This window comes from Nonomuraea sp. MTCD27 (assembly GCF_041950495.1).
GTDB lineage: Bacteria > Actinomycetota > Actinomycetes > Streptosporangiales > Streptosporangiaceae > Nonomuraea.
This window is the reverse complement of the sequence record NZ_JBGNUW010000035.1, coordinates 63,928-81,331: the sequence shown is the minus strand read 5'-3', so window position 1 is coordinate 81,331 and position 17,404 is coordinate 63,928. Positions and strand designations below refer to the sequence as shown.

Sequence of the window (17,404 nt, the reverse complement as noted above, 5' to 3'; positions counted from 1 at the left end):
CCGGCGCCGGGTCCGCCCCTAAGGAGTGCCCCATGAAGTCCATCACCGTCGAGTACGACGACGTCACCCCCGCCACGATCGAGCACCGGTTGGCCGCGCAGGAGACCGTCCTCGCGATGGGGAGCCGCCGCTACCCCGCCGCGCTGAACGACCGGGCCGCCCTGCTGGAAGCCCTGCAGATTGCCGACCGGCTTTCCAGCGCTGTCGTCGGCTGGCGCGGCGACATCGTGGCCGCGTTGCAGAAGCTCGACGCCGACCAGTTCGCCCGCGAGAACGCCACCACCTGACCCTCACACACCGGCACCACGGCCCCGGGAGTCCGCATGCACAGCGACCCGCACATCACTCCGACGATCGCCGCCCACGTCCTGTTCCACTTCGGCCGGGGCGGCTGGCCCGGCTCCACGTTCGTGCAGAAGCTCCTCCAGGCGTTCGATGCCGCCGACGCCCCCAACCGTCTCCAGCTCGCCGCGGGGTTCGCCGGCTACGCCGCCGCGTTCGAGCTGGCCAAGTCCACTGACGGCGTCGTGGTCCTCCAGGCCCACGCCGCCGCTGACCAGTAAGGAAGTCCATGAGCCGCTACACCATCCCCAACGCTCCCGGCTCGCCCGACAAGCGGGTGACCACGGTCGGTTGGGATGCGCCCCTCAACACCTACTGGGCCACGGCGTTCGACCCTCCCGCCTCCATCGACGAGGAGGACGTCGAGGTCTTCTGGATCGGATACACCCCATGTGCGCTGCCCGACGTCGAATCCCTCGCCACCGCGCTCCGCGAGCACGGCGTCGAGTTGCCGCCCGCCACCTTGGACAAGCTCCGCAGGGACAAGCCGGCCGAGGGGGAGCAGTTCGCTGGCCGGCCCGCGACCCAGCTCATCGCCGAGATGACCCGGCCGCACGCCCCCGCCGACCAGCAGGCGCGCATCGACGCCGCTCTCCAGGGCGGTGGCCGATGAGGCGCAACGACGTAGAGGTCATTGGCGGCCTCATCTTCTTCGCGGTCATCCTCGCGATCATCATCGGCGTCGCGATGGTCAAGACCGGCACCGGCCGCATCGAAACCGCCACCGTGGAGTCGAAGGAGCGGGTCTGCGACACCCGCCGCGACTGCCGATACCTGATCTTCACCGACCAGGGCGTCTACGAGAACACCGACGCCTGGCTGAGCCTGAAGTTCAACAGCTCCGACATGTACGGCGCCCTCAAGGTCGGCCGCACCTACCGACTCAAAGTCAACGGCTGGCGCGTCGAAGTCACCTCGTCGTACCCGAACATCCTCAGCATCGAGGGCGAGGTGACGAAGTGAAGGCGAAGTTCGAGATCGCCGTCACGAAGGCCCAGCCGTACCAGAGGTACTTCGTGCTCGGCGTGAGCATCGCGTTCTTCGGCGGGCTGATCGTCTTCGGTGGGGTGTGGGCGCTCGTCATCGCCGTCGTCTGCGTGTTTGTCGGCATCCTGCTCGGGCTGATCGTCGGTGCCGAGATGATGCGGCGGGACATCGACGTCGAGATGACCGGGCTCCGCGCCCAGTACGAAGCCGCGTCCGAGCTGGCGTACAAGCTGAACGAGGAGCTGAGCACGCAGGTGCAGCGGGCCGAGTCGGCCGAGCGCGACCTGCTCGCCACCGCCGCCGAGAAGACCGCACTCCGAGCCCAGCTCGACGCCCGCGTGGAGGACACCGCGTGAAGGACGTCCTGGCGGCGATCGGCGCACTCACCGTGCTGGCCGCCGCCGGGGTGATCATCCTCGCGCTGCTCGCCCAACGCGCGGAGCGGCGGCGCTCCCGCAGCAACCGCGACCACCGGGCCGCCCGGCCGGCCGACCAGGTCGCCAAGGACCCGGCCCTGTGGTCCGACTTCTTCCTTGACCACGACCTGCACAAGGTCCTCAAAACCCCGAAGGAATGGCAGTCTTGATCCCCTTTCACGTCGTTGGCCTCGACCTCTCCCTCACCGCCACAGGCATGGCCAACGGCCTCGGCTGGTGCGAGAAGGTAGGCCGAGACGGCATCACCAACATGCCCTTGCGCACCAAGTACCGGACGCTCAACGACCTGGCCAGCCGCATCGTCGTGCTCAGCAACGCCGAGCATGCCCACCTCGTCCTGGTCGAGAAGCTGGTGTTCAACCGGCAGGACGGCGGCCGCGGCGGCGCCGGTGAACGCTCCTACCTGTACTACCGGACCATGGGCATCATCGCGGACGCCGGGGTGCCCATCGTCGAGGTGCCGCAGGCCACGCTGAAGACGTATGCGCTCGGCAAGGGCAGCGGCAGCAAGGGCGAGATCGTTGATTCGATCGCCCGTCGCCTGCCGGTCTTCAACACCGGCGGCGACCACAACATGGCCGACGCCGCGACGCTGGCCGCGCTGGGAGCCGACCACCTCGGACACCCGCTCGCGGACATGCCCAAGGCGCACCGGGCCGCGCTCGACAAGCTGACGTGGCCGGAGATGACGCGATGACACGCAGCACCCTGATGGAGGCGCAGCGTCGATACCAGCGCAGACGAAGCCGTGAACTGCGCGCGGGAACGTGGCGTGGGCTGGTGAACGCCGACAACGCCCGCGCCCACGTCCGGAATATGAACCGGATCTGGCTGGTCAGCTACGGAGCCCTCGCCGAGGCGGTGGGACTGAACAAGTCCACCGTCTTCCACGTCATGGACGGCTCTCCCAGCCGGGGACTTGAGCCGCCCGCGAAGATCAGCGCGCGAGTGTCTGATGCGATCCTGGCATTCGTCGTGGACGACCTGCCCGACCACGTCCGGATCAATGCGATCGGCTCAGCGCGCCGACTGCGGGCGCTCGCTGTGATGGGTTGGCCGCTGAAGGAGATCGCCAGCCGTACGGAGGTGGACGAGACGCACCTGCAGGCGATCCGGGCGCGTGTGCGGGCGACCACCAGTGTCAGTATCGCGCGACGCATCCGGAACGCTGCCGAGGAGCTGGCCGCCCTCGATCCCAAGGAACACCTGCCGAAAGCCTCGGTCGGCTACACCCGCTCCCACGCGGTCACCCAACGGTGGCTGCCGCTGCACGCCTGGGCCGACGCCATCGACGAGCCCGACGCGAAGCCCTGGCAGACGGTCCGCTGCTCCTACCCGACCTGCGTCAACGGGTCGAAGGACGAGCGCCTGCTGTGCGACACCCACCTCAAGCTGCTCAAGAAGAGAGGCACCCTCGACGGGGCCCGCCTCATGCGGAACACCCAGGCCCTCCTGGAGGACGCCCGGTTCATCCTCGCCACCGACCCGCCGATCAACCCCCACACGCAGGAGATCGACGGGGAGCGGCTCGCTGAACGGCTCGGCACCACCTGGGAAGCACTGGAGCGCCTCCTGAACCGGGCGGAGCTCAGCCTCGGCAAGCTGCGCGAGCCCGCATGAGCCGAAAGCGCTACCGCAATCAAGCGGACGAGCAGGAGAAACATTCATGAGTAACACGGCGACCGAGGTCATCACCGACGCCCTCACGTCCGCCGCTCCCAACGCCGCCGACATCCTCGACGCGCTCGGCAACGCGGGATACCGAGTCATCCGGCCCGAGTCCGGGCCAGCTTGGATCCCGGTCACGCCGAGGAGCCTCGCCAAGGCCCAGCGCGTCGCAGAGCTGATCAACAACGGCAAGACGCTGCAGCAGATCGCCGCCGAGACGCGGATGTCGCTGCGCCAGGTCGAACGGTACAGCGCCGCCGCCCGAGAAATGGGACTGACCGAGCGGAGGCGCTGATGTCCGCCCGCAGGGGATGGCGGAACAGCGCTGCCTGCCGGGGACAGGACTTGGTCCTGTTCTTCGGCCCAGGCGAGGGCGAACCCCGCGAGACCCCCAAACAGAAGGAAGCCCGCACCGAACAGGCCAAGCAGCTCTGCCGCACCTGCACCGTCCAGGTCGAGTGCCTGGCCTTCCACCTACAGGCCAGCGCAGCCCAATACGGCGTCGCTGGCGGCCTCGATGAAGACGAACGCAGGGCCTACCGGCGCCGCCAGCAGCGCAAGGCAGCACGAGAAAGGAGAACCCCATGATGACCAAGGCAGCAGAGAAGGCGATGGAGGCACTCACGCAGCGCGTCTTTGAACGCGACCGCACCGATCCCGAAGAACGGGACAGCACCACGGACTTCGCGTTCGAGTTCATTGTCTGGCTCCGCGCCAACGGCTGGAATCACATCCCGCCAGCGGCCACGCCCGCGCCCCCGGCACCTCCGAACGGGCTCCACGGTGCAGCCATCGCCCGCCACGCCCTGGCCCAGATCGGCAAGGGAGACAGCGATGGCCGCTGACCTGGACGACGACAAGGCGTTGGTTCCGTTCGACGAGTTCGGCAACCTCCTGCGCGCCGCATGGACCCCAGAGGGCGAGATCGTGTGGCGCGCTCCGGAGCCGTTCACCGCTCGACTCCAACTCGGCCAGTTCGCCCGCGGCCGCGCCGCCGGCTACGTGATGTGGCTCGACGACGAGAGCCACATGTTCCCCATGTCGATGACGGAGCTCGTTGAGACCGTCCGCACGGTCGGGGTCGAGCCCGGCGGCTACGCCGAAGCCGAATGGATCGCTCATCGCCGCGGCGGCGCGTACGGCATTCAGCTGTACATGTCGCGGCGGGAACGGCGCAGGGTGCGCCGAGGCAGTGACTGAGCGAATGGTCGCGCAGCCGTCTGGGTGCCGCTGGTGCGGACTGGCGCGGCACATCCACTTCCAGCGGTGGTCCCAGACGGCTGGCTGGCACGGCTACACCCCACCAACCCAAGACCAGATCAAGCAGCGCATGAAGGCGCGCCAGACCATGCAGGGCCAGCGCGCCTCTCTCGTGATCATCGACGAGGCCGTGAACTGGCCTGCCATCGAAAGGACCGAAATGCCCGTCACCGACGCCCCTCGCAGCGAGGGGGACATCGACCTGCGCGCCGCGTTCGACCGCATCGACGCCCGCCACCAGCCCACCACGACTGAGACGTGGGTCTCCTGCGACGCCCACTGCGGGCAGTGGGTGACAGGTGTCCTGATCATGTGCGCGATGTGCGCGCCCCGGCCCGTCACCGTCTGCACCAACGACGACTGCCCCACCTGGCCCTGCGCCGACCACCTCGCCCTCCACGGAGAGACCACCGACACCTGCACTCACAAGCGAGACAGCCGATGACCGCTGAGCAGCGCACTCTCACGGACTGGCGAGGCAACATCTACACAGTCGGCACCGTGATCCTCTACCCGGTCGGGTCCGGCGGGTCCATCGAGATCCAGGAAGCCCGAGTCGTCGAGATCTGGGACGTCGTCAACGACCCCGACACGTACGGCTGGGCCCGATTCGACCCGGACAACCCCAACCACGCGGGCCTGAAGCGCGTCACCAGAGTCAGGGTGAAGCCCACTGAGCGCTGCTCCCGCTCCTTCTTCCGCAACAAGGCGGTGAAGACCGACGAGAACGGGGCGTTCGTCTACGACGAGCACGGCCGAGCGGTGTGGGAGCCGATCGACGCCAAGCCGGTCATCATCCTGATCACCGAGAACATCACCGTGGCGACCGGCACCCGCGAGGCCGGCTGATGCTCAAGCACCTCACCCCGAGCGAACGGGCCGTCCTGCTCATCATGCTCAACCGCAGCCTCGACGACCAACTCGTCCCGCCCGAAGCCGCCGACCACGTCCGGCAGCACTTCAAAAGCCAGCTCGAAGCCCTCGTCAGCCCGCGCCCCGCCACCCTGGTCTACACCGGGTGGCGGGGCGCCACCCGTCACAGGGTCCGCGCCGACCTCGAGACCACGCTGGCGCGAGCCGACGGGCGTCTCCACGTGATCGTCGGCTACAACCCCGACACCGACGAACCTTCGGGCGGGGACCGCTGGACGTACGAGTGGGCCAACCACACACCGGGCGTGACCGTCGAGACGCACCCCGCGCCCTGGCACATCCGCGAGCTGTCCAGGTCCGCCGGACCGTACCGCAACGGATTCATGCTCGGCCTCGCCGCCGGCCGCGGGGGCGCCTTCGAGGTCCTGGCCCACCTACACCCCGCGAGCAAGGGCGCAGCCGGGACCGCCGCCTACGCCGATCACCTCGGCCTGCGCATCCGGAAGGAGCCCGCCACATGACGAACAAGTCCGACGTCAAGAAGCTCGTCGAGGCCGAGACGGAACGCCTCGGCTTCACAATGCAGCTCGCCAACGGCAAGTTCCTGATCACCAACCCCAAGAACGGCCGCACCGGCGAAATCCCGATGCAGGCCATGGGCCGCGGCCTCGACAACTACAAAACCAAGATCCGCTCACTGCTGCACGACCATCCCACAAAGCCCTCACCCATGGTCGCCGCCACCGACCCCGCCACCACCGAGGAAGCCGCCACCATGCCCCGCGACACCTGGTGGAGCGTCGAAGCGCTCCTCGCCGCCGCCTTCTCCAACGGCCTCCGGCCGTACGTGTCGGGAGGCAACCTCCACACCCCCGGGCCCATGGATGCCCAGCCCTTCGCGGAGATGCTGCAGGCCCGCAAGGACGAAGTGATCGCTCACCTCACCAAGAACACCAACACCGCCACCGAAGGAGACACCACCGTGCCGAAGATCGGCGACACCGCGACCGTCGTCCGGAGTAAGCCCCGCAACATCTTCGCTGATGCCGAAGCACTGTGGGGTCTGCTGCGCGACGCGGCCCGCGAGCAGGGAGACAAGCCGCTGACCAACGGCGGAGTCGTCGGCGTGCAGTGGCAGGGCGCCCTGTCCCAGATCATTAAGGGCGCCTGCCCCGACTGGGACACCCTGCACGAACAGGAGGTCCGCCAGTACCTGAACCGGACCGAGCACACCCGCTGCCACCGGCCCCGCGCCAACCCGCCCGTCTGGTGGATCGCGCTGGAGTGGAACGACGGCGGACTCACCATCACCAAGACCACCCCGAAGCCCGATCCCCGGACCGTCACGGCTGCAACCGCCGCGAAGACCACCACGAAGACCCCCGTCCCGGCCCCCGAGACCGCGCCGCCGGCCACCGCGGGCCCGGCACTGCGGGCACTCATCGGGTTCGAGCAGGCCATCCAGCACGCGGAAGCCGAGCGCGACGAGGCAGTCCGCGAGCGGGACATGGCACGCGCCGAGCTGGCCGAGGTTCGCACCGACCGGGACAACCTCCTCGTCGAGCTGGGCGAGGTCAAGGCCGACCGCGACCAGGCCAAGGCCGAGCTGGCTGCGATCAACGCCGTGTTCGCCCGGTACGGAGGGGACAGCGCATGATCAACCTGTCCGATCAGGACACCAGGGGGTGGATTGTTCTCCCGCGCTGACGTCAAGCCGTGCCAGGGCAGTAAGGACAAACTGCCCTGCGGCAGGTTCGTCCGATGGACCCGCACTGTGAATGGCGCGCACTTCGCCGTGGACATGGCCCCGCAAGAGGACGGCAACACCGCTGTGTGGAGAGACGTTCATGGGGTCCTGCGGTCGCGTCGCATCACCGAGGACAGGCCACTCGTCCCGCCCGAGAAGCGGATGATGCCGCACGCCGCCACCTGCCCCGGCAGCCCGCGTGTCCAGGCTCCTCCGCCTCCACCACCCCCGCCGCCGCGGCCACCGCGCAGGCCTGCACCGCCTCCCGCTGGGCGGCTGTACGACCTGCTCGGCGTCACCAAGACCGCGAGCCAGGACGACATCCGGAAGGCGTACCGCAGGCTGGCCCGCCAGCTCCACCCCGACGTCAACCCAGACCCGAAGGTGGCGGCGAGATTCCAGGAAGTCGGGGAGGCGTACCACGTCCTGTCCGACGCCGGCCGGCGGCAAGCCTACGACCTGACGGGGCGGCCACCACGAGCCGGATGACTGTTAATTGCGGTACCGCTATCGTTGCGGGGCGCCTCTTCCCTCGGTGGCTCCCTTGGAAAACCAGCACGTAAGGGGCCTGATGGGTTACAAGTTGGCCGACGAGGTGGCGATCAACGCGCCGAAGAGCACGCCTCCGAGGGACCTGCTCGCGCTGATCGCCATCGCTCGCAGGATCAACGACCACACCCGCACCGGCTGGCTGACCCGCGAGGAGATCGCGCACTGGGCGAGGATTGACGTGCGGTCGGTCAAGGCGATGCGGGAGCGGCTGGTCGAGGCGGGGCTGCTCGTCGTGCTCGAAACCGGGGGCGGCCGCCGGAAGGCGACCGTGTTCTACATCCCTCCGATGCCCGGGTACCTGCCCGGGCAGCCGCCGCGTCCCCTCGATCTGGAGCTCGAAGCGGGACCGTCGGACTTCCCCCTTTCGGGGTCGGACGGGTCCACGGTGGACCAGAAAGGGGGAAGTCCAGACTTCCCCGTTTCTCCTGTGGATGACGCTGTGGATGACGGGGAGACCGGTGGAAAAGGGGGAAGTCCTGGCTTCCCCGTTTCGGGTGCGGAAAGGGGGAAGTCTGGACCGCAAAAGGGGAAGTTTGGGGCCAAAAGGGGGAAGTCTGGACTTCCCCCCAATCCTCTCTCCACTCCTCAACTTCAATCCTCTTCATCTCCGAACGGGGCCGAGGAGGAACCGAGCCGACCGGCCGCCGACCACCACCCAGAAGACGACGACAAGATCAGCAAGGAGGAGAAGAACGCCCCGGCGGTCAGCCGCGCCGCCCGGGTCATCGCCAAGCGCGTCGGATGCCCCCTCGACGAGGCCGAGCGCGTCGCGCAGGTCATCGCCCGCGAGAACCGCGTCCGCAAGGCCCTGCACCTGTACGTCGCAGGCATCCCCGCAGCGGACCTGCGTACCTGGCGCGAGGCCACGCGAGACCAGGAAGCGCGGGCCGAAGCCAAGATGGCCCGCACGACCCGCCCAGCCGGCCGGTGCCCCATCCACTACCAGGCGCTGCCCTGCATCGGATGCGCGGCCGACGCCAAGGCCCTACCCGACACGTGAGGAACTGGTTGGCGGATAGAGCGACACCCCTCAAGCCCGCTACCAGCACATACGCGGCAACCGCTCACAAGGCACACCGCCGCAACCACGCGAACAGGAGCCGAAAGGCAGCCAGAATGAGCCGGAAACCCATCAGAACGAGGCTGAGCCACCTCCTCGTCGCTGATGGGTTTTCGCATGCCCACAGACGCACCACGACGCATCTGACGCACCACGAAAAACATGACGCACCCCCTAGAGCGTGCTGAGATCAACGCTGAGCGACGATCACCGGTTGGTTGATACATGGGAATACCCCCCGTATGCGATCTCCTCAGCGTCGATCTGAGAGCGTTCCAGCAAGAGCGAGACCCGAAAATGCGAGCCGAAGGTGGGCGTCGGGTCGGAGGTCGGCGAAAGGGATGAATTCGTGCCAATGCAGATGATCAGCCACGCTGACGAATGCTCGCACCTTGTCCGGTATGCCTTCTGGGCGGCCGCTTCTGTTATCTAGCCGTTATAAATCCGCCGGAAAACTGTTACCGAAAACCGCCCCCGTCAAAGTCATTACCGCCCTACTGTTTGTCATGTGCAGATACGAACGAGCGAACGGATCGCGTGGCTGACCTGCGGGTCACTCGCAACGGTCCTAGTAGCGATCACGCTGACAGGAGGGGACGTGACCACTGCAACGCTGGTCGCCGCCGAACCTGTCACCACAGTGACCGTCAGCGGTCCGCCCGGTCCGCCCGGACCGATGGGACCGCAGGGCGAGCCGGGAGTGCCCGGCCCGCCCGGACCCCAGGGCAACCCCGGTCCGTCCGGCCCGCCCGGACCCCAGGGAAGCCCCGGCCCCACCGCCACCGTCACCGCCGTCCCGGTCCCTGGACCGAAGGGCGACAAGGGAGACGCGGGACCGCAGGGCGAGCCCGGACCAACCGGACCAGCCGGACCCCAAGGCGAACGGGGAGAGCAGGGCGAGCCCGGACCGCAGGGCGAGCCCGGACCGACCGGCCCCAAGGGTGACCCCGGCCCCACCGGGAGCGCCGGACCGACCGGCCCCGCTGGTACCGGCGAGCCCGGACCGACCGGAGCCGCAGGGCCCGCCGGACGGGACGGGAGCGCCGGACCGTCCGGCAAGCCCGGAACGCCCGGACTCAAGGGCGACCAGGGCGAGCCCGGAACGGCCGACACAGCGGAGCCCGGCAAGCTCAACGCGGCGAACACGGCAAGCGGAGACCCCGTGACCGTGATTGCCGGATGGGCCGCCGCCCTGCTAGCAGTCGCAGCCGTAGCGCTCGGACTGCTGATCAAGAGGCGACGCCGCAAGCGCAGGCAGGCCAGCGAACCCGCTGATCAGACCGTTAACAGCGGTAGCGCAATCGACGACACACAGCAGCTCTAACCAACCCGCCCGCCCGGACCGTCCGGGCGGGCACCCAACACCACGAAAGGCCACAACCGTGGAGATCACCACCAACCCCGCCGAGATCTTCGACGCCATCGAGCGCGTGACCATCGCCCACAAGGCCACGTTCTCCCGTCAGGGCGTCTCCCGCCCGACCGGCAATGTCGTGATCGGTCTGGCCGCTTCCGGCCGCCTTGACGAGCTGGCCAAGGCCGACTCTGAGGGCAGCGTGGCCGACCGGATCATCACCGGCGACGAACTGAAGGACCTGCCCGCCGAGTACATCGCCACGCTTGGCACCGGCAAGAACGCGCCCAAGTTCACGACGTACGCCCTGATCGGCATGCGCGTTGCCGCGCAGCTCGGTTTCGGACAGGCGACTCTCACCGAGTTGGGCAAGGTGCCCGGCACCAGCGCGACCAAGGTTCAGAACTTCCTGGCGGAGCTTCCGGAGATGACGGAGTACCGCAAGGAGATTGAGGCCCGGAAGAAGGCCGCCGCGAAGGTCGCCGCCGACACGGCCGCCGTCCGCCTCGTGTGGAAGTTCGCCGAGAAGTTCAAGGCCCCGCACAGCGAAGAGACCTATGCCGAGGTCATGGAGGAGCGCGGCATGTCGTTCGACCGCGTGCAGGAGATCATCCGGCTTCTGACCGCCGAGTCCGCCAACAAGGCCGCCGAGAAGGCCGACGCCTAACCCAACCGGGCGCGCCCGTGTCGCCACCACGGGCGCGCCCGCCCACCCCTCACCAACCAACACCACGCACGCCACAGGAGGCCCTAGCCATGATCCGCCGTGAGCAAGCCGAAGTTGCCCGGGACCACGCGCTCAACGCGCATCGATCGCTTGCCAACCACACGTCAGGGTGCCGCCCGTGCACCGCCGACGGCATCCCCTGCGAGCTGGGCGGCATGCTCCAGCGCGGCGTAGGCAAGATCAGCCGTGAAGCCGCCGATGCCCTAGCGGCCTACCTGCCGCGCGGTACCGAGGTCATCTACCAGGGTGAGCGCGCAGAGTTCCGGGGGCAGGTGTTCACCGTCATAGGCTTGTCGTCCCGGTCTCCGTGGAACGGCTACGTGCTCATCGCTCACAAGGTCCGCCCGTTCTTCGCCACGCTGCCGAGCGTGCAGCCCAGCAACCGGGAAGCCCGGCAACGTCAACAGCTTGACGCCGTCAAGCGCGCGGTATCACAGTGCTGCGCCGTGCTGGCACAGCATCGCGTCATGGTCGATGTGAAGGCGGAACGCAGCGACACGGGCACCTTGCTTGTCACCTGGAGTAGCGCCGAGTTCATCGGGGCGGAAGGCCGCGCCGAGAAGGAGAGCGCCACGCAGGCCGGACAGTACATCGCCGCAGCGCTCTACCTCTTGCAGGCGCTACGCGCCCACACGATGCGCAACGAGTGGCACGAGGTAGCGCGCGACGTGCACAGCGCGGGCAGGCTTGCCGAACGCGCGAGGGTTCGCGTCTAGCGCGATGCGCGCTCAGCGCCGGACCGCATCGCGCGGTTCGGCGCTTTCGCAGGCCCCCCGGGGGCCCCAGATGGGGGCCGGCCAGGGCTGCATTCGGCTTGGTGCCTGCGAAAAGAATTTGATCTTGTAGCCTTGTGGGCGTTTCGTCTCGGGGTCGGGGGTGCCGTGTCTGGTCTTGCTTCTGGGGTGTCGGTGGTGTCGGGCGCGTGCGTGGGGCCGTGTAATGGCAGGTCGCGGCGGGCGTGGGCTGCTTTCGAGGCGGCTCGTGATGTGCATGCGGATGCGGTGGATGAGTGGGTGCGGGGCGGTGAGGTCGGGGAGCCTCCTGCCGAGCCGGAGGTTCCGGAGGTGCGTTGGCGGCCGGGGGAGCCGCTGGTGTGCGGCCGGTGTACGGCGACGGTGCGGGCGGCGCTGTTGGAGGTGGATGGGTTCGCTGCGCAGCTCGCTCGGGAGGCGGATGGGTTCCGGCCGCCGTCGAAGTGGTCGAGGGTGTCGGGGTCGAGGCCGAAGCCTGCGGTGTCGCCGGTGGGGGATCTGCTGGAGAAGTTGACGGGCGGGCTGCTCGACTTCGAGGGCCGGGCGCGGGTGTGGCTGGGCGCGGGGTCGCGTCCGGGTGGGGTCCGGTCGGCGGTCGCTCGGTCGCGGGCGGTGGGCTGGCTGACGGAGTCGGGCCGGCTGGAGAGCGTATTGGTCCGGGAGGACCTGGTGGGGCTGGTGGACTTCGCGCTGTCGTGGCGGCTGGTGCTCGAACGGCTGGTCGGAGACGAGCCGCCTGCGTGGACGCCGGCGCGGTGCCGGTGTGGTGAGCGGTCGTTCCGCTGGGATGTGAAGGCGGGCTTCTACGTGTGCGCTGCGTGTGGGACGCACGTTTCGGAGCGGGAGGCGTCGGCGCGGGTGGAGGAGGAGGCCGCGCACTGATGCCGATGGGGAGCAGGGTGAGCGTTAGGTGCAGGGCGTGATCCCACGTCGAGCCCCCTTGAGGGGAAGCGAGTGGGTGGGGAAGGCGACGTCGTCAGGCCATGTCTCTATCCCGAACCAGTCATCGAAGACGGGGATGAGCTCAGGCGGTGATGTCAGCGTGGGTCTCGTCCAAACCTGTCCCTCGGTCTGGACGACGGACGCGTTGGCGATGGCCAATTCTTGGCTACCGCCGGGGCCGTCCAGCTTGCTCTCCGATTCCCGGAGCACGATTTGGCCTTCGCTGCACGGTTCGACGAGGACTTCCCAGAGCTCAGTCGGCAGCTTGTCAGGGCGATGCAGGACGTACACGTAGGCCCGCCGCGAGTTGGCGTTGCGCACATTCCAGGACCAGGCGTCAGGGACGGTTCCGTGGGCCTCGTCGACGATCTGGACACGGGTAGGAAAGGCGATCTTGGCGAGGGCATCCGCTTCGGCCTTGGCTTCTGCTTCTTCGGCTTTTGCCTGTTCTTCCTTTCTCTTGTCCTCGGCTCGCTGGGCTAGCGCGTCCGCACGCTGTTGCTGGCCGAGTTCGAGAGCGTTCAAAGAGATGACGAGCGCGGGAACGGACATGAGGCCAGCGATGACGCTGGTGAGGGCGGCCCACCATTGGACAGACCAGCGGACATCGCGGAGCCTCCTGCGCTGGCGTGGCTTGAGCCGCTGGCGTTGGGCGATCACTCTTGTGGCGCGAGCTGAGGAGCGCGGTGCGAGACCACGATCTTTGGAGGGTCCGGAGCGTCGTCGTGCGATCACGACTGAATATCGTGCGCCGGTGAGGCGCCGTTAGTGTTCACGGTTGGCGGCGAACGTGAGTGGAGAGGGCTGGAACGCTCGATGGCTTGATCGCGAATACTAGGCATGGGAACGGAAAGCTTCTACGTTACGGCCGCACAGGTTCTACCGACTCTGATGATCGCCTTAGCCGTGGAAAGTGGCTTTATCCTGCGGTCCTTGCAGCGCAATCTCATGGAGATGAAACGGGAGAGTCCCGCGACTCAGGATGCGCGCGAAAGCGTGCGCATGATGTTCGGGTTTGCCGTGGTGTTCGCGGTCGTGTTCGCCGTTGGTGAGGTGCTGGCGTTCCTTGCGATTGGGTTCCGCTGGTTCAACGGCTGGACCTTCTTTGTGATTGGCGCCTGCCTCGTGGTGATGATCCTTGGGGTTGTCCTGGTCCCTCTCTTCCGTTTTGCCGCGACCGCGGAGTAGCTACGCGGCGGTCAGGAACGGCGTTTGCGGTTACTGACCGCCAGCTTGCACCGGGCTACGGGTATGTGTAACACTTCCGGGCGACGGAGAGACGTGTGCCCTCGGACCGATCATGGTTCGGGGGCTTTCCGCTGTTCGGGGGTGTTGATGTCCCCTGCGACGGCGAAGACTGCTGCTGTCCGGCTGGGCCGGGAGGCGGTGACGATTCGGCAGTGGGCGCGTAGGTACGGCGCGCGGGTGCTGGGGAAGTCGGGCCGCGAGGTCGTGTACGACTTCGCCGACTTGGCGACGATCGAGGGCTGCATCTGGCGGGGGGACGAGGTCCCGTTGACGCCGGAGGGCCGTGATGTGCTGCGGGCTCGCCTGGTGGCGGCAGCGTGAAGTGAACAGACAGGGGTGGCTGTGATGGTCAGGAAGTACCAGCGGGTGTCCGGTGCCGAGCGCGAGACGTTGAAGGCGGACCTGAAGCGCCGGTACGTGGATGGCGAGTCGATCCGGGGGCTGTCGATCTCGACGGGCCGCTCGTACGGGTTCGTTCACCGGCTGCTGGAGGAGGCGGGGGCGCCGCTGCGGCCGCGGGGCGGCAACCAGAGGCCGGCTCGCCCGGTTGCAATCAACTGATCCAGTTGACGAACACGCCGATAGGCACGGACATGCTGATTCCGAGTGCGAAGAACATCCACTGCTGACGCCGCTCGGCGCGGATGGTTGCCTTTGTCTCGCCAACGAGAATTTGCCTGATCTTCTCGGCCTGTTCCTTGTCGATCTCAAGGAGTCTCTGCTGCCTCTCGGCTTCGGCTAGCAGTGCTTCGCGCGCGGTTTGCTGCGCTTCGAGGTCGCGTCGCAGTTCGTCCATCAGGGTGGCGGCTTCGGCGAACGCGTCGTTGACGGCCCTGATTCGGGTTTGGAGACGTTCACCTGGATCGCTACGTACTTCCAGGGGGAAGATCTCAAGTTCACGTTGCCGTCCGGCGCGCCTCAAGGCCCTGCGTTCCCGGGCATCTCTTATGGATACAACCCAATGGATGATCGTTATGGCAGCGAGGGTGAGCAGGACTAGCCATGACACCCAAGGGTGCAGGTCGATGAGCCGCATGAGACCGACGAGTCCCCAGATCCCTCCGATGGCCAAGGGGAGGCCCACAAGAACGCCTGCTGCTACCCAGGCAAGCAGGTCAGCTAGTGCGTCGCGAATTCTCGTGTTCACGGTGCCTATTGCATCGTGCGTCGAGGTGCACCTATCGGTGTTTAACCAGATCGCTATCTGGCTGACGAAGATCGCTAAGAAGGGAACATAATCCCTGTTATGTTCTGCTCTGTGTGTTACCGTCACGAGTGATCCACTTCCCTCGTGAAAGGTGCTCGCATGAGCAACCACGGAAGCGACCGGCTCCACCCGGCCGCTACCGACTTACCTGGCACCGAGCTGGCCGAGGCGCCGCGCGCGGACCTCGCGCTCCCGCTCGACCTCCCGCCGATCATCCTCGACCTGACCCGGGCGTGGCTGTGGTCGTACGACTCGCCGAACACGCGCGAGGCGTACGAGCGGAACATCCGGCGGTGGTTCGCGTTCTGCGCGGAGACCGGCCTGGACCCGCTGGAGGCGCGCAAGCCGCACGGCGACGTGTTCTCCCGCTGGTTCCAGGAGACGGCCCGCCAGCCGCCGAAGCCGAAGACGGTCGCTCAGGTGCTGGCGTCGGTCTCGTCCTGGTACGACTACCTGCACGAGACCGAAGCCCTCGACGCCAACCGGTTCAAGAAGACGCGGCGGCCGAAGATTCCGCGCAAGCACTCCGAGACGGTCGCGCTGACCAAGTCTGAGGCGCAGGATCTTCTCCGGGCGGCCGACGCCGACCACGGCCGGGAACGGCTGCGCAGCGCGGCGCTGTTACGGCTGCTGCTGCAGACCGGCGTCCGTGTCTCCGAGGCGGTGAACGCTGAGATCGACGACCTCGGGTTCGCCCGCGGGTATCGAACGCTGCGTATCACGGTGAAGGGTGGCGACTCGATCGTCCGGCGTCTGCCGGTGGAGACGACGCACGCGTTGGACTCCTACCTGGCTGAGCGGGCGCACCGCGAAGGGGTCGAGCTGCAGGACCTGAAGGGCCCGCTGTTCGTGACCTCGACGGGGCGGCCGTGGGACCGGTCGAAGGCGTTCGAGCTGGTACGGCGGATCGCCCAGCAGGCGGGCATCACGTCTAAGGTGTCGCCGCACTCGTGCAGGCACACCTACGCCTCGCTGGCCCAGGAGGCCGGCGTCGCGATGCGGCAGATCCAGCTCGACCTCAACCATGCCGACGTGTCCACGACAGAGATCTACTTGCACAGCCGGGACCGGCTGGAGAAGGACGCCTCGCAGGTGGTGGCGTCGCTGCTGGAGTAGGAGGGGCCGTGCCCAGGTCGAGAACGAGTGCGCTGGACAAGGCGGCGTGGCTGCACCACTGCGGCGAGCTCAACCTGGGCACGTGGAGCGACCGTGCGGTGTGCGGCGGTTGCCGGTACGCGGTAGGCCATGCCGAGGACGTCGAGCAGTTCCGGCTCGTGCGTGTCTGGTGATGCGGTGCGCGCGAATCCTCGCATTCGTCGCGTTTTGGGACTTTCGGAACTCTGGTCACACGAGATGAGCGGGCCCCAGGGCGACGCTGACGGGTGATCGTGAGCGTCCTAAAGTCATTGGATGGATCCAAAAGTTGATCTTGTTGGCGTCGCTGTGAGGCGTTTTCCCAGGTCACCGACATAACGACAAAACGCAATCAACCGGTGATCGGCAACAAACCGGTTGTCCAGTCTCATCCGACCCGAGCGATGTCTCACTGATTGCGAGGTATTCGCTCCAGGGTCTCCATGCTGCTGATCCGTCGTCATGGATACTTGCTGATACGGCAGGATGTCGATCTCGGCATAGCGATCATCGTGGATGTTCGTCGGGGATTACGCCTGGATGTGTTCGAGCCGGAAGAGTGGGATCAGTACGGCGGCAACACACAAGGCCAGTAGGCACGCGGCAACGCCGAAGAAGACCCAGGCGTTGAACCACCGGTACCCAATTGCGGCGAACGCGAGGGCTTCGCCCGCGATGAAGACCCCAGCGATCAGCTTCGCCAGGTTGTTCCAGCTCTCTATGGAAGTCCTCAGTCTGTCCATATTGTTGTGATGGACCTTCGCGGCATAGGCCTTCGGGTCCTCCTGATACTCCCTCATCTCCTCTGGGTAGAGCCGAAGTAGTCCGAGGGCTTTGTAGGGCGGCGGGTTGTCCATCTGTGCGAAGAGCGCATCGTAGGCCGCCTGTTTGGCCCGCAAGATCGCCCCGATCTCGATGACGAGGGCAATGAGTACGGTCGGTAGAACTTGCGCCGCCGTGGCGTAGAAAGTTTCGGTTCCCATGATCGTACTTCGCGGGCCGAAGGCCGTATGTTTCTGCCCGATCACCGACCCATGATCGAGCGTGTGTGGGTACGGGTGCAGGCGTGACCGGGCTCCCCCTTTCGCCCTCGGAGGTCACTGCCAAGCGCTGG

Annotated in this window: 29 protein-coding genes; 26 read left to right on the top strand and 3 right to left on the bottom strand. The window is 67.2% G+C overall.

Annotated elements, in window-relative coordinates:
* Window positions 1–32: 32 nt before the first annotated feature.
* The 21 genes from ACBJ59_RS57195 (at window position 33) to ACBJ59_RS57095 (ending at window position 12,641) form a co-directional block, all read left to right on the top strand.
* A complete protein-coding gene (locus ACBJ59_RS57195; RefSeq protein ID WP_375118388.1) occupies window positions 33–287 on the top strand; it encodes a hypothetical protein in 255 nt (84 codons plus the stop codon).
* Window positions 288–323: 36 nt separating this feature from the next.
* Entirely contained in the window at window positions 324–563 is a 240-nt protein-coding gene (locus tag ACBJ59_RS57190) for a hypothetical protein (RefSeq protein WP_375118387.1), read from the top strand.
* Window positions 564–571: 8 nt separating this feature from the next.
* Window positions 572–955 (top strand): hypothetical protein, encoded by a 384-nt coding sequence (locus ACBJ59_RS57185; protein WP_375118386.1) that lies wholly within the window; start codon window positions 572–574, stop codon window positions 953–955.
* Entirely contained in the window at window positions 952–1,305 is a 354-nt protein-coding gene (locus tag ACBJ59_RS57180) for a hypothetical protein (RefSeq protein ID WP_375118385.1), read from the top strand. The genes ACBJ59_RS57185 and ACBJ59_RS57180 overlap by 4 nt, the downstream gene beginning before the upstream one ends.
* Window positions 1,302–1,685 (top strand): hypothetical protein, encoded by a 384-nt coding sequence (locus tag ACBJ59_RS57175; RefSeq protein WP_375118384.1) that lies wholly within the window; start codon window positions 1,302–1,304, stop codon window positions 1,683–1,685. Before ACBJ59_RS57180 ends, ACBJ59_RS57175 begins: the two co-directional genes overlap by 4 nt.
* The gene (locus ACBJ59_RS57170) at window positions 1,682–1,915 is read left to right on the top strand and encodes a hypothetical protein (protein WP_375118383.1); all 234 of its coding nucleotides are present in this window, start codon (window positions 1,682–1,684) and stop codon (window positions 1,913–1,915) included. Before ACBJ59_RS57175 ends, ACBJ59_RS57170 begins: the two co-directional genes overlap by 4 nt.
* Complete coding sequence (locus ACBJ59_RS57165) at window positions 1,912–2,463, top strand: hypothetical protein (RefSeq protein ID WP_375118382.1); 552 nt, start codon at window positions 1,912–1,914, stop codon at window positions 2,461–2,463. The genes ACBJ59_RS57170 and ACBJ59_RS57165 overlap by 4 nt, the downstream gene beginning before the upstream one ends.
* Window positions 2,460–3,386 carry a hypothetical protein gene (locus tag ACBJ59_RS57160; protein ID WP_375118381.1) on the top strand — a complete coding sequence of 309 codons (927 nt, stop codon included), beginning with the start codon at window positions 2,460–2,462 and terminating at the stop codon, window positions 3,384–3,386. The genes ACBJ59_RS57165 and ACBJ59_RS57160 overlap by 4 nt, the downstream gene beginning before the upstream one ends.
* A 46-nt stretch (window positions 3,387–3,432) precedes the next feature.
* Window positions 3,433–3,729 carry a hypothetical protein gene (locus ACBJ59_RS57155; protein WP_375118380.1) on the top strand — a complete coding sequence of 99 codons (297 nt, stop codon included), beginning with the start codon at window positions 3,433–3,435 and terminating at the stop codon, window positions 3,727–3,729.
* Window positions 3,729–4,022, top strand: a complete 294-nt coding sequence (locus ACBJ59_RS57150; RefSeq protein WP_375118379.1) for a WhiB family transcriptional regulator — start codon at window positions 3,729–3,731, stop codon at window positions 4,020–4,022. Before ACBJ59_RS57155 ends, ACBJ59_RS57150 begins: the two co-directional genes overlap by 1 nt.
* Window positions 4,019–4,279 (top strand): hypothetical protein, encoded by a 261-nt coding sequence (locus ACBJ59_RS57145; protein WP_375118378.1) that lies wholly within the window; start codon window positions 4,019–4,021, stop codon window positions 4,277–4,279. The genes ACBJ59_RS57150 and ACBJ59_RS57145 overlap by 4 nt, the downstream gene beginning before the upstream one ends.
* Window positions 4,269–4,634, top strand: coding sequence for a hypothetical protein (locus ACBJ59_RS57140; RefSeq protein ID WP_375118377.1), 366 nt, complete (start codon window positions 4,269–4,271; stop codon window positions 4,632–4,634). The genes ACBJ59_RS57145 and ACBJ59_RS57140 overlap by 11 nt, the downstream gene beginning before the upstream one ends.
* The gene (locus tag ACBJ59_RS57135; RefSeq protein WP_375118376.1) at window positions 4,627–5,139 is read left to right on the top strand and encodes a hypothetical protein; all 513 of its coding nucleotides are present in this window, start codon (window positions 4,627–4,629) and stop codon (window positions 5,137–5,139) included. The genes ACBJ59_RS57140 and ACBJ59_RS57135 overlap by 8 nt, the downstream gene beginning before the upstream one ends.
* Window positions 5,136–5,543 carry a hypothetical protein gene (locus ACBJ59_RS57130; RefSeq protein ID WP_375118375.1) on the top strand — a complete coding sequence of 136 codons (408 nt, stop codon included), beginning with the start codon at window positions 5,136–5,138 and terminating at the stop codon, window positions 5,541–5,543. Before ACBJ59_RS57135 ends, ACBJ59_RS57130 begins: the two co-directional genes overlap by 4 nt.
* Window positions 5,543–6,088 (top strand): hypothetical protein, encoded by a 546-nt coding sequence (locus tag ACBJ59_RS57125; protein WP_375118374.1) that lies wholly within the window; start codon window positions 5,543–5,545, stop codon window positions 6,086–6,088. Before ACBJ59_RS57130 ends, ACBJ59_RS57125 begins: the two co-directional genes overlap by 1 nt.
* Complete coding sequence (locus tag ACBJ59_RS57120) at window positions 6,085–7,224, top strand: hypothetical protein (RefSeq protein WP_375118373.1); 1,140 nt, start codon at window positions 6,085–6,087, stop codon at window positions 7,222–7,224. The genes ACBJ59_RS57125 and ACBJ59_RS57120 overlap by 4 nt, the downstream gene beginning before the upstream one ends.
* Window positions 7,225–7,341: 117 nt before the next feature.
* Window positions 7,342–7,803, top strand: coding sequence for a J domain-containing protein (locus tag ACBJ59_RS57115; RefSeq protein WP_375118372.1), 462 nt, complete (start codon window positions 7,342–7,344; stop codon window positions 7,801–7,803).
* Window positions 7,804–7,885: 82 nt separating this feature from the next.
* Entirely contained in the window at window positions 7,886–8,866 is a 981-nt protein-coding gene (locus tag ACBJ59_RS57110; RefSeq protein ID WP_375118371.1) for a hypothetical protein, read from the top strand.
* A 1,442-nt stretch (window positions 8,867–10,308) separates the two neighbouring features.
* Window positions 10,309–10,947, top strand: a complete 639-nt coding sequence (locus ACBJ59_RS57105) for a hypothetical protein (protein WP_375118370.1) — start codon at window positions 10,309–10,311, stop codon at window positions 10,945–10,947.
* Between the two features lie 89 nt (window positions 10,948–11,036).
* Entirely contained in the window at window positions 11,037–11,723 is a 687-nt protein-coding gene (locus ACBJ59_RS57100; RefSeq protein WP_375118369.1) for a hypothetical protein, read from the top strand.
* A 525-nt stretch (window positions 11,724–12,248) separates the two neighbouring features.
* Window positions 12,249–12,641, top strand: a complete 393-nt coding sequence (locus ACBJ59_RS57095; RefSeq protein WP_375118368.1) for a hypothetical protein — start codon at window positions 12,249–12,251, stop codon at window positions 12,639–12,641.
* 24 nt (window positions 12,642–12,665) lie between these two features.
* Here the strand turns inward: ACBJ59_RS57095 and ACBJ59_RS57090 are convergent, their stop codons facing one another.
* Window positions 12,666–13,253, bottom strand: a complete 588-nt coding sequence (locus ACBJ59_RS57090) for a hypothetical protein (protein WP_375118367.1) — start codon at window positions 13,251–13,253, stop codon at window positions 12,666–12,668.
* A 288-nt stretch (window positions 13,254–13,541) separates the two neighbouring features.
* On the opposite strand from ACBJ59_RS57090, the gene ACBJ59_RS57085 reads away from it, so the two are divergent.
* The 3 genes from ACBJ59_RS57085 (at window position 13,542) to ACBJ59_RS57075 (ending at window position 14,510) form a co-directional block, all read left to right on the top strand.
* A complete protein-coding gene (locus ACBJ59_RS57085) occupies window positions 13,542–13,889 on the top strand; it encodes a hypothetical protein (RefSeq protein ID WP_375118366.1) in 348 nt (115 codons plus the stop codon).
* A 198-nt stretch (window positions 13,890–14,087) separates the two neighbouring features.
* A complete protein-coding gene (locus ACBJ59_RS57080) occupies window positions 14,088–14,270 on the top strand; it encodes a hypothetical protein (RefSeq protein ID WP_375118365.1) in 183 nt (60 codons plus the stop codon).
* Between the two features lie 24 nt (window positions 14,271–14,294).
* Window positions 14,295–14,510, top strand: a complete 216-nt coding sequence (locus tag ACBJ59_RS57075; protein ID WP_375118364.1) for a helix-turn-helix domain-containing protein — start codon at window positions 14,295–14,297, stop codon at window positions 14,508–14,510.
* Here ACBJ59_RS57075 and ACBJ59_RS57070 read toward each other — a convergent pair.
* Window positions 14,503–15,222: a hypothetical protein gene (locus ACBJ59_RS57070; protein WP_375118363.1), complete on the bottom strand. Its 720-nt coding sequence runs from the start codon at window positions 15,220–15,222 to the stop codon at window positions 14,503–14,505. The two genes, ACBJ59_RS57075 and ACBJ59_RS57070, sit on opposite strands and share 8 nt — an antisense overlap.
* 33 nt (window positions 15,223–15,255) lie before the next feature.
* On the opposite strand from ACBJ59_RS57070, the gene ACBJ59_RS57065 reads away from it, so the two are divergent.
* Entirely contained in the window at window positions 15,256–16,272 is a 1,017-nt protein-coding gene (locus ACBJ59_RS57065) for a tyrosine-type recombinase/integrase (RefSeq protein WP_375118362.1), read from the top strand.
* Between the two features lie 8 nt (window positions 16,273–16,280).
* Window positions 16,281–16,445 (top strand): hypothetical protein, encoded by a 165-nt coding sequence (locus ACBJ59_RS57060; protein WP_375118361.1) that lies wholly within the window; start codon window positions 16,281–16,283, stop codon window positions 16,443–16,445.
* Between the two features lie 375 nt (window positions 16,446–16,820).
* Here the strand turns inward: ACBJ59_RS57060 and ACBJ59_RS57055 are convergent, their stop codons facing one another.
* On the bottom strand, window positions 16,821–17,318 hold the full coding sequence (locus ACBJ59_RS57055) for a hypothetical protein (RefSeq protein WP_375118360.1): 498 nt from the start codon (window positions 17,316–17,318) through the stop codon (window positions 16,821–16,823).
* Window positions 17,319–17,404 lie beyond the last annotated feature (86 nt).

What these genes read in the sequence shown, in the direction of transcription:
- ACBJ59_RS57125 (WP_375118374.1), top strand. Translation starts at nt 5,543, where the DNA reads ATGCTCAAGCACCTCACCCCGAGCGAACGGGCCGTCCTGCTCATCATG.
- ACBJ59_RS57145 (WP_375118378.1), top strand. Translation starts at nt 4,019, where the DNA reads ATGATGACCAAGGCAGCAGAGAAGGCGATGGAGGCACTCACGCAGCGC.
- ACBJ59_RS57065 (WP_375118362.1), top strand. Translation starts at nt 15,256, where the DNA reads ATGAGCAACCACGGAAGCGACCGGCTCCACCCGGCCGCTACCGACTTA.
- ACBJ59_RS57190 (WP_375118387.1), top strand. Translation starts at nt 324, where the DNA reads ATGCACAGCGACCCGCACATCACTCCGACGATCGCCGCCCACGTCCTG.
- ACBJ59_RS57120 (WP_375118373.1), top strand. Translation starts at nt 6,085, where the DNA reads ATGACGAACAAGTCCGACGTCAAGAAGCTCGTCGAGGCCGAGACGGAA.
- ACBJ59_RS57085 (WP_375118366.1), top strand. Translation starts at nt 13,542, where the DNA reads ATGGGAACGGAAAGCTTCTACGTTACGGCCGCACAGGTTCTACCGACT.
- ACBJ59_RS57130 (WP_375118375.1), top strand. Translation starts at nt 5,136, where the DNA reads ATGACCGCTGAGCAGCGCACTCTCACGGACTGGCGAGGCAACATCTAC.
- ACBJ59_RS57180 (WP_375118385.1), top strand. Translation starts at nt 952, where the DNA reads ATGAGGCGCAACGACGTAGAGGTCATTGGCGGCCTCATCTTCTTCGCG.
- ACBJ59_RS57155 (WP_375118380.1), top strand. Translation starts at nt 3,433, where the DNA reads ATGAGTAACACGGCGACCGAGGTCATCACCGACGCCCTCACGTCCGCC.
- ACBJ59_RS57110 (WP_375118371.1), top strand. Translation starts at nt 7,886, where the DNA reads ATGGGTTACAAGTTGGCCGACGAGGTGGCGATCAACGCGCCGAAGAGC.
- ACBJ59_RS57150 (WP_375118379.1), top strand. Translation starts at nt 3,729, where the DNA reads ATGTCCGCCCGCAGGGGATGGCGGAACAGCGCTGCCTGCCGGGGACAG.
- ACBJ59_RS57075 (WP_375118364.1), top strand. Translation starts at nt 14,295, where the DNA reads ATGGTCAGGAAGTACCAGCGGGTGTCCGGTGCCGAGCGCGAGACGTTG.
- ACBJ59_RS57185 (WP_375118386.1), top strand. Translation starts at nt 572, where the DNA reads ATGAGCCGCTACACCATCCCCAACGCTCCCGGCTCGCCCGACAAGCGG.
- ACBJ59_RS57195 (WP_375118388.1), top strand. Translation starts at nt 33, where the DNA reads ATGAAGTCCATCACCGTCGAGTACGACGACGTCACCCCCGCCACGATC.
- ACBJ59_RS57090 (WP_375118367.1), bottom strand. Translation starts at nt 13,253, where the DNA reads ATGTCCGTTCCCGCGCTCGTCATCTCTTTGAACGCTCTCGAACTCGGC.
- ACBJ59_RS57100 (WP_375118369.1), top strand. Translation starts at nt 11,037, where the DNA reads ATGATCCGCCGTGAGCAAGCCGAAGTTGCCCGGGACCACGCGCTCAAC.
- ACBJ59_RS57140 (WP_375118377.1), top strand. Translation starts at nt 4,269, where the DNA reads ATGGCCGCTGACCTGGACGACGACAAGGCGTTGGTTCCGTTCGACGAG.
- ACBJ59_RS57160 (WP_375118381.1), top strand. Translation starts at nt 2,460, where the DNA reads ATGACACGCAGCACCCTGATGGAGGCGCAGCGTCGATACCAGCGCAGA.